Origin of the sequence: Nonomuraea sp. NPDC048882, assembly GCF_040649755.1 — a bacterium.
Lineage (GTDB): Bacteria > Actinomycetota > Actinomycetes > Streptosporangiales > Streptosporangiaceae > Nonomuraea > Nonomuraea maheshkhaliensis.
On record NZ_JBEZGB010000008.1, the window covers coordinates 290303 to 301836 of the forward strand.

Genomic DNA, 11534 nt, shown 5'->3' on the forward strand with positions numbered 1-11534 from the left:
CCCACCCCTCTCACATGCCCCCCGCCCCGTCCGAGCTCGCCCCGCGGCGCGGGTGCGGAGTGGTTGATGGGACGATCAGTCACACAACCCTTCCCGTGTCAAAAGCGCCGATGCCGGGAATTTCTCTAGACAACCTGGAGCTCACGGAGGTCTGCTTGAGCACCAAGGACGCGGTCGCCGTCCTCGCCGGAGCCATCGTCATCGTCTCGTTCATCGGCACAGCCAAGACCCCGCCGGCCACCGCGGCCAGCCCGCTGGGCAACGTCAGCGGCACGTTACCGGGCCTGGCCCCCATCAGCTCCGCCGCCGACAGGCGCGAGGCGCGCGGCCTCATCAAGCGCCTGCGCGTCAAGGGTCTCGGCTCCAACGGGGGATACGAGCGCACCCGGTACGGGGACAACTGGGCCGACGACGCCACCGGGGTGCCGTACGCGCGCAACGGCTGCCGTACCCGTGACGACCTGCTGGCCCGCGACGGCCGGAACGTGAAGTACCGCAAGGGGTCGAACTGCGAGGTCGTCTCGATGGAGCTGACCGACCCCTACACCGGGCGGCTCATCCACTGGCACAAGGACAACGCCGACGAAGTGCAGGTCGATCACGTGGTGCCGCTCAACTACGGGTGGCGCATGGGAGCGCCGCGCTGGTCGATGACGAAGCGGCTGGACTTCGCCAACGACCCGCTCAACCTGCTGCCCGTGGACGGCGAGGCCAACGAGCACAAGGACGCCTCGGGGCCGTCGGGCTGGCTGCCGCCGCGCCGGGGCATCCGTTGCGCCTACGTCACCCGGTTCGCGCAGGTGGCGCTCAAGTACGACGTCCCGGTCACCCCGGCCGACAAGAAGACCATGCTCGCGCAGTGCCGATGAACCCTATCGCGGGTCGATCCAGGTGAAGCCGCGCCGGTAGGTCTGCTCCGCCAGCACCCGCTGCCCGGCCGTGTTCGGGTGGAAGTAGTCCCACTTGCTGACCTGGTCGAGGGTGAAGGGGTAGGCGAAGACGGCTCCCCCGTCGGTGCGGCAGGCGGGCCCGTACGCGGCGCACGCCTCGGCCGCCGCCCGGTTGTAGCCGATCACCCTGTCCCGCACCCTGGCGCGGCGCTCGGTGTCGGCCCGGCGGGTGGACGTGGGCCGCAGCAGCAGGCTCTGGCAGATGCGGCCGGCCGACCAGAACGTACGGGCCAGCGGGTTGCCGCGCCCGGCCTGCCACAGCCGCCGCAGGTCGGGGATGCTGGCCACGAACACCCTGGCCCTGGGCAGCCCGGCGCGCAGCTCGGCCAGGGCGGTGTCCAGCCGGCGCCGGTAGGTCGCCACCGGGGTCATCGCCTGCTCGGTGCGGGCGCAGGCGTCGACCGCGCCGATGAGGATCGTGACGTAGTCGGCCTTGGCGGCGATCGCCTTGCGTACCTGGCCGAGCAGGGCGGCGCTGGTGGAGCCGGGCACGGCGAAGTTGTGGTTGTGTTTGTGGAGCGTTCCAGACAGCTTCGACAGGCGCAGGTAGTGGCTGTCGACGTCGGCGCGGTCGCCGGTGGACCAGGAGCGGGCGGTGCAGGAGACGTACCAGCCGCAGGCGTTGAAACCGGCGGAGATGGAGTCGCCGAGCGCGGCCATGACCTCGGGGACGGGTTCCGCGGGAGCGGCGGCGTGAGCCGGGACCGAGGCGGTGAGGACGACGGCGGCGGCCAGCACTGGCCCGAGGCGAACGATCATGCGCACCAAGGTAGATAGCCGATCACCCTGCCACTATGGCTACACGGCAAGGCCTGCCAGTTCGGGACCGACTTCATATCCCCGCTTGACAGGCCGAAGGGGATCTGGTGATACCCAATACCTAACGGCATCCCGTTTTTTCCGGGTTCGTTGCCCGTAACCTCGCATTCACGGGGGTCCGAGTCGAACGTGTTCAGTTCCCGCATAGAGTGTCTTGGGTGAGTGTCGCGCTCGGAACAACCCGCCCGCTGCCGGTTCGCACCACCCTTGTCGGCGACCCCGGTGACCTGCTGGCCTCCCTCCCCAGGACGGCGCCCTACGCCTGGATCAGAAACGGCGAGGGCCTGGTCGGATGGGGTGAGGCCGCCCGCGTGACGGTGCCGCCCGGCCCCGGCAGGTTCGCCTGGGCCCGCCGGTGGCTGGCCACCGTCCTCGGTGAGGCGCACGTCGACGACGCCGTGCAGGCCCCCGGCTCCGGCGCGGTCGCCTTCGGCAGCTTCACCTTCGACGAGGACGCCCACGGCTCCGTCCTCGTGGTCCCGCGAGCCGTGCTGGCCCGCCGCGACGGCCACGCCTGGCTGACCACGATCGGGGACGCGCCGCTGGAGACGTTCACGCCGATCCGCGACCCCGGCCGGATCAGCTACGGCGACGGCAGCCTGAGCGCGCCCGAGTGGGAGCACGTCGTGGCCAGCGCGGCCAAGCGCATCCGCGAGGGCGAGCTGGAGAAGGTGGTGCTGGCCCGCGACCTGGTCGCCACCGCCGAGCGGCCGATCGACGTACGGCTGCTGCTGACCCGCCTGGCCCGGCGCTATCCCGAGTGCTACACGTTCTCGGTCGCGGGGCTGGTCGGGGCCACGCCCGAGCTGCTGATCCGGCGTACGGGGCAGGAGATCGAGTCGCTGGTGCTGGCCGGCACGACCCCGCGCGGCACCGGCCCGGCCGACGACCTCGCCCGTGGCAAGGCGTTGCTGGCCTCGACGAAGGACCGGCACGAGCACGAGTGCGCGATCGCCTCCGTACGCCAGACGCTGTCGCCCCTGTGCTCCTCGCTCACCACGCCCGACGAGCCCGAACTACTCATGCTGCCCAACGTGCAGCACCTCGCCAGCCACGTCACGGGCCGGCTGGCCGACGGGGCGTCGGTGCTGGACGTGGTGGCGGCCATGCACCCGACGGCGGCCGTCGGCGGCACCCCGACCCACACGGCGATCGAGGTCATCCGCGAGCTGGAGGGCATGGACCGGGCCGGTTACGCCGGTCCCGTGGGCTGGATCGACGCCCGGGGCGACGGCGAGTGGGGCATCGCGCTGCGCTCGGGCCTGGTCGAGGGGCGCCGGGCCCGGCTGTTCGCGGGGGGCGGCATCATGGGCGACTCCGATCCGGCGGCCGAGCTGGCGGAGGCGCAGGCGAAGTTCCGCGTCATGCAGTACGCCCTGGAGGGCTGAGCCGCCGGGTCCTCGGTCAGGCGGGGACGTGGAGGTCGGCGCCCGGTGTGACGCGGGCCCGGCCGGCCGTCAGCGTGGCCACCCAGTCGGTGAACGCCGCGACCTCGTCCTCCCCCACCGCCACCGCGAAGGTGACCTCCCCCGCGTACGTCACCTCGCGCACCGCGTGACGGGAGGCGCGCAGATCGTTCTCCACCCGCCCGGCCTGGTCGTGCGCGACCGCGACGTGCACGAGCCTGGCCGGCACCATCCGGACGGGCGCGGCCCGGTCGAGGGTCTCGGTCACCGCGCCGCCGTAGGCCCGCACCAGCCCGCCCGCGCCCAGCAGGGTGCCGCCGAAGTAACGCGTCACCACCGCCACCACGTCGCTGAACCCCCGGCCGACCAGCGCCTGCACCATGGGCGTGCCGGCCGTGCCGCCCGGCTCGCCGTCGTCGTCGCCCTTCTGGATGCGCTCGCCGATCACGTACGCCGTGCAGTTGTGGGTGGCCCCGGCGTGCTCGGCGCGGCGGGCGGCGATGAAGGCCGCCGCCTCCTCGACCGTACGCGCCGGGGCCACGGCGCAGATGAAGCGCGAGCGCCGCGCCTCGGTCTCGTGCTCGATGACGGTCGTGAGTGTGAGATACGGGGCAGGCACATTCGACAGCGTATTCCCTTGCCGCGGGCACTCAGGGAGCTAGCATGCCGACTATCCATCAGGACCTACGGGAGGGCCTCGTGACTCCTCCGCCCCCTAAAGAGGGCGGCTTCTCGCGAAGCCGCTGCGGCTTCGCGAAGGGCAAGCCCTGCCCCGAGAATGTTGATCGCCGCGTTGACGTCGGCGTGCGCAGTGTGGCCGCACGCCGTACAGGCGAACTCGGCTTGGGTGGCGCGGTTTTCTTTCGCCATGTGCCCGCATTGGGCGCACGTGCGGGAGGTGTTGCGGGGGTCCACGGAGATCAGCTCTCGACCGGCGCTTTCAGCCTTGTGCGCGAGGATGCCCAGGAACACCCCCCAACCCGCGTCCAGGATGCTCTTGTTCAGTCCAGCCTTGGCCGCCGCGCGGTTGGGCAGGTAGCCGCCTTCTCCGTCAGGTTTCGGGGCTGGGCTCTTGGTCATGTTCGCGATCCGCAGGTCCTCGTGCACGATCAGGTCGTAGTCGCGGATCAGGGCGTTCGCGGCCTTGTGCGCGCCGTCGAGTCGTTGACGCCGGATCTTGCCGTGCAGGGCTGCGACGCGGGCGACCGCCTTACGGCGGCGCTTGGACCCGCGCTTCTTACGGGCGAGGTCCTGCTGAACGGCTGCCAGCTTCTCGGCGGGCACATCGTCGCACGACAGGACGATGTACCAGCGGGAGCCTTCCCGCTTTACGCTGATCGTCTTCACCCGGCCCCGCACCGGGCGGTGCTGGTGCACGCGGACATGCCCGACGCCTTGAAGGCGGACGAACGTGGCGGACGGGTGCTCGGGTTGGGAGTCCCACCGGCAGCCGTCGCCGTCCTTGGGCCACTCAACCGTGTCGAACCAGCCCCGGCCCTTGAAACGCGGGAAGCCCGGAGCGCGACCGGCCTTGACGCGGTCGAAGAACGCGCGGAACGCCTTGTCCAGGCGGCGCAGGGTGGCCTGCTGGGAGGAGAACGACCAGTGCGCCTGATCGGGGTCGTAGGCGCGGATCTCCTTGAGCTGGGCGGACTGGTCGCCGTACCGGATCGATACCTGGGACCGCTTGTGCGCTTCGCGCCGCTCCGAAAGCGCCGCGTTGTACAGGGCGCGGTGGTCGTCCAGGCACGCGGTGAGTGCGGCCTGCTGGCGCGCGGTCGGACGCATGAGGAACTTGTAAGACCTACGCACGGCCACCCGCCTGGGGCGCCCGCTCATACTGCGTCTCGATGTAACGCCGCACCGTCTCTGCGGACACGGCGCCGACGGTCGCCACGAAGCAGGACCGCGACCACAGCGCGGGGAACTGGGAACGCAGGTGAGCGAACTCGGCGCGCAGGTGGTGCGAGGTGAACCCTTTGAACTGGTTGGCCACATACGACGGCGAGTTCTTCGGATGCGGCTTGACGAACAGGTGCACGTGGTCGGGCATCACCTCAAGCGCCACGATCTCCCACCCCTGCTCGGCGGCCTTGACGCGGATCCGCTCCTCCAAGCGGGCCTTCACCCGGCCGCCCAGCACTGCACGCTCGGGCCTTGGCGGCCCTCCCGCTCCCGATTCCCCCGACGGCTAACGCCGCCGGTCCCCTCGGAGGTACTGATGGAAACGGCGAATGACGTCATGCCCTATGCCGCGGCGGCGATCGACGCCTTCGGCACCGGTGTGCTGGCCAAGACCGGTGAGCTGGCCGCCGACACGCCTGCCGCCCGTGGCTCGCGCATCCTGCAGCGGGTGTTCGGGCGCGGCGACGCCCGCGCCAAGGACCTGATCGACCGGGTGGCGGGTGCCAAGCCTGACGACGAGGCCGGCCGGACGGCGTTGCGGCTGGCGATCGAGGAGGCGTTCCAGGCGGATCCTCTGCTGCGGCGAGAGGTGGCGGCGATGCTGCCCCGGCCGGCGTGGGACGCGCCGGTGAACGGGCCGGGGGAAGGGCCGGTGACCGTCGGGGGCGGCACTACGGCGGTGTGACCGTCGGAGGGGGGCGGCACCACGGCGGTGTGATCGTCGGAGGCGGCACCGCTCCGATCGTCGGAGGCGGCACCGCGGCGGTTTTGATCGTCGCGGGTGCCCGGTTCGAGGCGTCGTACGGACCCTTGCGACCGGCACTGCGGACGGTGTCGCGCTGTGCGGAACGCACAGCTGGGCCCGGGATCGGGCGGCATACGGTGACGCGCATGACTTATCGCGTCGCCATGGACATCGGCGGCACCTTCACCGACGTCGTCTGTTACGACGAGCGGTCGGGGGCCGTCACCGCCTCGAAGGCGCCCACCACGCCGGGGGATCTCGCGGAGGGGGTGTTCGCCGCGCTCGCGCGGGTCGTGGACGATCCGTCGGACATCTCCTTCTTCGTGCACGGCACCACGCAGGGTCTCAACGCGCTGCTGGAACGCAAGGGCGCACGGGTGCTGCTGCTGGCGAGCCGGGGGGCCAGGGACGTCTACCAGATCGCCAGGGGCAACCGGGAGCGCATGTTCGACCTGCGCTACCGCAAGCCGGCGCCGCTGGTGCCGCGGCAGGACGTCATGGAGGCGGGCGGGCGGCTGGACTACCGGGGGCGGGAGCTCGTGCCGCTGGACGAGGAGGCGGTGCGGGCGGCGGCGCGGCGGGCTCGTGCGGAGGGGTTCGACGCGGTGGCGGTGTGCCTGCTGTTCTCCTTCGCCGATCCGGCGCACGAGGTGCGGGCCGGTGAGATTCTGCGGGCCGAGCTGGGTGAGGATGTGCTGGTCGTGCTGTCGCACGAGGTGGCCAGGGAGTGGCGGGAGTACGAGCGGACGTCCTCGGCGGTACTGGAGGCGTACACGGGGCCGGTGGTGCGCCGTTATCTGGGCCGGATCGAGCGGCGCTTCGCCGAGCGGGGGCTGGCGGTGCCGGTGCACGTCATGCAGTCGTCGGGCGGGCTGGTGAACGCCTCGTACGCGATGCGCAGGCCGTTGCAGACGCTGCTGTCGGGGCCGGTCGGCGGGACGATGGGCGGGGTCGCGGCGGCCCGGCTGCTCGGGCGGGACAACGCGATCTGCGTGGACATGGGCGGCACGTCGTTCGACGTGTCGCTCGTCGTTAACGGGCGGCCCGACGTCAGCGCGGAGGCGCGGATCGAGGGTCATCCGGTGCTGATGCCGGTGGTGAACCTGCACACGATCGGCGCGGGCGGTGGCTCCATCGCCTACGCCGAGGCGGGCGCGCTGCGGGTGGGTCCCGAGTCGGCGGGGGCCGTTCCCGGGCCCGCGTGCTACGGCCGGGGCGGCACCCAGGTCACGGTCACGGACGCGAACGTGGTGCTGGGGCGGGTGGATCCGGCCTGGTTCGCGGGCGGGCTGATGACGCTGGACGCCGAGGCGGCCGGGGTCGCGGTGGCGGAGCTGGCCGGGAAGCTGAAGCTCGATCCGCTGCGGCTGGCCGAGGGCGTGTGCGACGTGGCCAACGCCAGGATGGCGCAGGCGATCAGGACGCTGACGGTGGAGCACGGTGTCGAGCCGCGTGAGTTCGTGCTGGTGGCGTTCGGGGGCGCGGGGGCGATGCACGCGGTGTTCATCGCGCGTGAGCTGGGGATCTCCGAGGTGGTGGTGCCGCGCTTTCCCGGGGCGTTCTCGGCATGGGGGATGCTGGAGGCGGACGTGCGCCGGGATCTGACGCATCCGTACTTCCGGCATCAGGACACGCTGGACGGCGCCGACATGTCCGGATATCTCGTGAAACTGGAGCGGGACGCGTTCCAGGCGCTCGCCGGTCAGGGCGTTCCGGAGCAGCGGCGGCGGGTGGAGCACGCCGTGGACATGCGGTACGAGGGCCAGGACTACACGCTCACCATTCCGCTGCGCGACGCCGCGGAGCCGGCCGGGCCCGGGTTCGCGGCGGAGATCGCGGCCCGCTACGCCGAGGCGCACACCAGCCGGTACGGGCACGCCACGCCCGAGGCGCCGGTGGAGTTCGTGATGCTGCGCAGCACCGGGTTCGGTTCGTTCCCCCGTACCGCCGCCCCCGCCCCCGGCGCCCCCGAGCAGGCGGAGCCCGACGTGCGGGACGTGATCTTCGACGGCGCCGTGCACCGTACCCCCGTGCTGCGCCGCTCCGCCCTGGAGGGCGATCTGGCCGGGCCCGCGATCGTGGTGGAGGAGACCGCGACCACGGTCGTGCCGCCCGGCTGCCTGGTCACCGTGGACGACAACGGCTTTCTCATCGTGAAGGTGGACCAGTGATCGACCCCGTCACCACCGAGATCATCCGCTGCGCGCTGCTGCAGGCGGCGGAGGACATGAACACCACCCTCATCCGCAGCTCCTACACCCCCGTCATCTACGAGGCCAAGGACTGCGCGGTCGCGCTGCTCGACCGCGAGCACAACGTGCTGGGGCAGTCGTCCGGGCTGCCGATCTTCCTGGGCAACCTGGAGGTGTGCACCCGCGAGACCGAGCGCCTGTACGGGCGGGAGGTCTGGGAGGAGGGCGACGTCTGGGTGCTGAACGACTCCTACATCGGCGGCACCCACCTCAACGACGTGACCGTCTACGGGCCGATCTTCTGTGACGGCGAGCTGGCCGGGTTCGCCGCGTCGCGGGCGCACTGGCTGGACGTCGGCTCCAAGGATCCCGGCGGCTCGATGGACTCCACCTCGATCTTCCAGGAGGGCCTGCGGATGGGCCCGGTGAAGGTGTACGCGGGCGGCGCGCCCTGCCGCGACCTGCACGAGGTGATCGCGCGCAACGTACGCTTCCCGCACGCCACGCTCGGCGACCTGCGTGCCCAGGTGAGCTGCGCGATGACCGGGCAGCGGCGGCTGCGCGAGATCGTCGCCCGCTGGGGCCTGGCGACCGTGACGGCCGCCCGCGACGAGATCTTCGCCCAGACCGAACGTATGGAGCGGGCGGCCATCGCGGCCATCCCCGACGGCGTGTACGAGGCGTCAGGACACCTCGACAACGACGGCATCGACCTGGACACCCCGTTGCCGGTGAACGTCCGCGTCACGGTGTCGGGCGAGTCGATGCACGTCGACCTGACCGACTGCGCCGACCAGGCGCTCGGACCGGTCAACTGCGGGGCGGCGCAGGCGGTGGCCGCGGTGCGGGTCGGTTACAAACTGCTGGTGTCGGGTGAGGTGCCGCTCAACGGGGGCTCGTTCCGGCCGCTGTCGGTGCTGACGCGTCCCGGCTCGATGCTGGCCGCCGAGTCGCCGGCCGCCTGCCAGTACTACTACTCGCATCTGGGGCTGCTCATCGACCTGGTGGTCAAGGCGCTGGCGCCGGTGCTGCCGGGCAAGGCGGCCGCGGCCTCGTACGGGGACTCGATGATCGTGCAGTTCACCGGCACGGACCCGCGTACCGGGAAGTTGTACGTCTCCCAGGAGGCCACGGTCGGCGGGTGGGGCGCGTGGGAGGGCGGCGACGGCGAGAGCTGCCTGATCAACAACGTCAACGGGTCACTGCGGGACATGCCGATCGAGGTGCTGGAGACGCTCTTCCCCGTGCGCGTCACCCGTTACGAGATGCGTCCCGGCACGGGCGGGGCCGGGCGGTGGCGCGGCGGCAACGGCGTGGTGCGCGAGTACGAGTTCTGCGGCGACACGTCGTTGTCGCTGTGGTTCGAGCGGTCGGTCACGCCGGCGTGGGGGCTGGCGGGCGGCGCGGCGGGCGCTCCTCCCCGGGTCACGCTCAACCCCGGCACGGGCGGGGCGCGGGAGATGCTCAAGGTGAACGCGCTGCCCGTACGGGCCGGGGACGTGCTGCGGTGCGAGTCGGGCGGGGGCGGCGGCTACGGCCCGGCCGACCGCCGCTCCCCCGAGGCCACGGCCGCCGACCTGGCCCAGGGCCTGATCACTCCTTGACCCCGATCCGCTCCCGCGCGCTCCCGTCCGGTGCGGGGCGGGCGCGGAGGAGGTCCATCTCGCGCCACTCCGGGCGCAGGCCGGTCAGAACGATGGCGAGCACGTACGCGGCCCCGCACGCCAGCAGCACCGGGGCCAGCCCCGTCACCGTCACCGCCACCCCGGCCAGCAGCCCGCCCAGCGGGGTGCCGACGAAGGAGAGCGAGGTCTGCAGTCCGGCCACCCGGCCGAGCAGGTGGCGCGGCACCCGTTCGAACGAGACCGCCCCCAGGATCGGGTTGAGGAACCCGCCGGCGAACCCGCCCACCGCGAACACCGCCACGATCGCCGCCACCGGCAGGTCGAAGGCCAGGAGGAGGAACCTCGGCGGCCCCGCGATCAGGAACGCCACGAACAGCACCGGCCGACGCGGCAACCGGTGCGCCACCGCCGCCGCCACCAGGCTCCCGCCGACCGCCGTCAGGCCCATCACGCTGCCGCACAATCCGAGCAGGACGGGCCCGTACCCGCTCTCCTTCGCCCACACGGGGCCGAGCACCTGGCCGAACGCTGCGTCGAGCAGGTTCGTCACGCAGACCATGGCGATCAGGGTGAGCAGCAGCGGCTCGCCCCGCAGAAACGTCATCCCCTCCCCGAACCGCCGCCAGTACCCCTCCTTGCCGGCGGGCCGGCGCCGGGGTGGAGGCGTGGCACCTTCCTCAGCCCCGGGCTCGGGCGCGCTGTGTCCCATCCCTCTCGGCAACGCCCACGCCACGATCACCGACCCGAGCGCGAAGAAGACGGCGCTCAGCCCCAGGCTCGGCAGCGCCCCGAAGACCCCGACCACCGCTCCCCCGGCGGCCGGCCCCACGGTCTGCGCCAGCCGCTCGGTCACCCCCATCAGCCCCGTGGCCCGCTCCAGCGGCATCCCCGCCCGCCCGGCCGCCTCAGGGATCATGATCTCCTTGGCCAGGTCACCCGGCCCGCGCCCGGCGCCGATCACCACCACCAGGGCGATCAGCGCGCCCATGGGCAGCGCGCCCAGCGTGTGCAGCAGCACGACGGCCCCGGCCGCCGCCGCGCTCACCACGTCGGAGGCCAGCGAGATCCGGCGCGGGCCTACGTGGTCGACCAGCGGCCCGGTCAACGCCTTGACCAGCACGTACGGCACCATCTCGGCGAACGCGACGACCCCGGTCCAGGCCGCGCTGCCGGTGGTGCCCAGCACGTACCAGGGCAGGGCGATGGCCGACACCCGCGTCCCGGTCAGCGCCACCGCCGTGGCCGCCAGCACCCCTGCCAGCGGCCGCACCCGGCCGTTCACGACGGTTCCGGCAGGACCTCGGTGATGACCGACACCCGCGCCGACCCCTCGGGCCCGTCCTCGCCGGGCAGGTCACGCCGGTAGCGGGAGATCACTTCCTCCAGCTCGGAGCGCAGCCGCAGCCCCTCCTCCGGCGTCAGCCGCAGCGCGAACGAGCTCAGGTCGAGCACGCTCCCCCACTCCCCCGGCATGGTCAGCATCTCGTTCACCGCCCGCTGGGCGCGCAGGCCGTACAGGGCCACGATCGACTGCATGTACGCCAGCACCGCCTCCGGCTCCGTCCTGGCCAGTTCCTCGTCGGACAGGCGGGTGACCTGGTGCACCGACCGCCACCACCGCTCCCGCGCGTTGCCCCGCTCGGCGTCCTCCTCCACGAACCCGGCCGCGCCGAGCCTGCGCAGGTGGTAACTGGCCGTCCCGGAGTTGACGCCGAGCCGCTCGGCCAGCCGGGTGGCGGTGGACGGGCCGTGCTTGCGCAGCAGGTCGACCAGCTGCACCCGCACCGGATGGGCCAGGGCCCGCAGCCCCTTGGCGTCAAGGACGACGACGTTCTTGTCGGGATCGCTCATACACCCGACTCTAAACCGCAAACACTTCTTCGCAAACAGTT

Annotated in this window: 11 protein-coding genes; 5 read left to right on the plus strand and 6 right to left on the minus strand. The window is 72.2% G+C overall.

What is annotated here, in order from left to right; all coding sequences use genetic code 11:
- Positions 1-155 precede the first annotated feature (155 nt).
- Positions 156-869, plus strand: a complete 714-nt coding sequence (locus tag AB0C27_RS28785; RefSeq protein WP_357849649.1) for an HNH endonuclease family protein — start codon at positions 156-158, stop codon at positions 867-869.
- Positions 870-872: 3 nt separating this feature from the next.
- Here AB0C27_RS28785 and AB0C27_RS28790 read toward each other — a convergent pair whose 3' ends face one another.
- Complete coding sequence (locus tag AB0C27_RS28790; protein WP_357849651.1) at positions 873-1709, minus strand: GDSL-type esterase/lipase family protein; 837 nt, start codon at positions 1707-1709, stop codon at positions 873-875.
- Positions 1710-1927: 218 nt separating this feature from the next.
- On the opposite strand from AB0C27_RS28790, the gene AB0C27_RS28795 reads away from it, so the two are divergent.
- Positions 1928-3157: an isochorismate synthase gene (locus tag AB0C27_RS28795; protein ID WP_357849654.1), complete on the plus strand. Its 1230-nt coding sequence runs from the start codon at positions 1928-1930 to the stop codon at positions 3155-3157.
- A 16-nt stretch (positions 3158-3173) separates the two neighbouring features.
- Here the strand turns inward: AB0C27_RS28795 and AB0C27_RS28800 are convergent, their stop codons facing one another.
- From AB0C27_RS28800 to tnpA, 3 genes are all read right to left on the minus strand, one after another.
- Positions 3174-3794 (minus strand): YigZ family protein, encoded by a 621-nt coding sequence (locus AB0C27_RS28800; protein WP_357849657.1) that lies wholly within the window; start codon positions 3792-3794, stop codon positions 3174-3176.
- A 65-nt stretch (positions 3795-3859) separates the two neighbouring features.
- Positions 3860-4963, minus strand: coding sequence for a transposase (locus AB0C27_RS28805; RefSeq protein WP_357849662.1), 1104 nt, complete (start codon positions 4961-4963; stop codon positions 3860-3862).
- Between the two features lie 16 nt (positions 4964-4979).
- Complete coding sequence (tnpA, locus tag AB0C27_RS28810) at positions 4980-5318, minus strand: IS200/IS605 family transposase (RefSeq protein ID WP_357849665.1); 339 nt, start codon at positions 5316-5318, stop codon at positions 4980-4982.
- A 78-nt stretch (positions 5319-5396) separates the two neighbouring features.
- Here tnpA and AB0C27_RS28815 point away from each other — a divergent pair, with 78 nt between their 5' ends.
- From AB0C27_RS28815 to AB0C27_RS28825, 3 genes are all read left to right on the plus strand, one after another.
- Positions 5397-5765, plus strand: coding sequence for a hypothetical protein (locus AB0C27_RS28815; RefSeq protein WP_357849668.1), 369 nt, complete (start codon positions 5397-5399; stop codon positions 5763-5765).
- A 206-nt stretch (positions 5766-5971) separates the two neighbouring features.
- Positions 5972-7996, plus strand: a complete 2025-nt coding sequence (locus tag AB0C27_RS28820; protein WP_357849670.1) for a hydantoinase/oxoprolinase family protein — start codon at positions 5972-5974, stop codon at positions 7994-7996.
- The gene (locus AB0C27_RS28825) at positions 7993-9621 is read left to right on the plus strand and encodes a hydantoinase B/oxoprolinase family protein (protein WP_357849673.1); all 1629 of its coding nucleotides are present in this window, start codon (positions 7993-7995) and stop codon (positions 9619-9621) included. Before AB0C27_RS28820 ends, AB0C27_RS28825 begins: the two co-directional genes overlap by 4 nt.
- Here AB0C27_RS28825 and AB0C27_RS28830 read toward each other — a convergent pair.
- On the minus strand, positions 9611-10924 hold the full coding sequence (locus AB0C27_RS28830) for an MFS transporter (protein WP_357849676.1): 1314 nt from the start codon (positions 10922-10924) through the stop codon (positions 9611-9613). The genes AB0C27_RS28825 and AB0C27_RS28830 overlap by 11 nt on opposite strands.
- Complete coding sequence (locus tag AB0C27_RS28835; RefSeq protein ID WP_357849679.1) at positions 10921-11493, minus strand: winged helix-turn-helix domain-containing protein; 573 nt, start codon at positions 11491-11493, stop codon at positions 10921-10923. Before AB0C27_RS28835 ends, AB0C27_RS28830 begins: the two co-directional genes overlap by 4 nt.
- Positions 11494-11534 lie beyond the last annotated feature (41 nt).

Excerpts from the sequence above, each read along its gene's own strand:
- AB0C27_RS28790 (WP_357849651.1), bottom strand. The coding sequence starts at position 1,709 with ATGATCGTTCGCCTCGGGCCAGTGCTGGCCGCCGCCGTCGTCCTCACC.
- AB0C27_RS28805 (WP_357849662.1), bottom strand. The coding sequence starts at position 4,963 with ATGCGTCCGACCGCGCGCCAGCAGGCCGCACTCACCGCGTGCCTGGAC.
- AB0C27_RS28815 (WP_357849668.1), top strand. The coding sequence starts at position 5,397 with ATGGAAACGGCGAATGACGTCATGCCCTATGCCGCGGCGGCGATCGAC.
- AB0C27_RS28820 (WP_357849670.1), top strand. The coding sequence starts at position 5,972 with ATGACTTATCGCGTCGCCATGGACATCGGCGGCACCTTCACCGACGTC.
- AB0C27_RS28835 (WP_357849679.1), bottom strand. The coding sequence starts at position 11,493 with ATGAGCGATCCCGACAAGAACGTCGTCGTCCTTGACGCCAAGGGGCTG.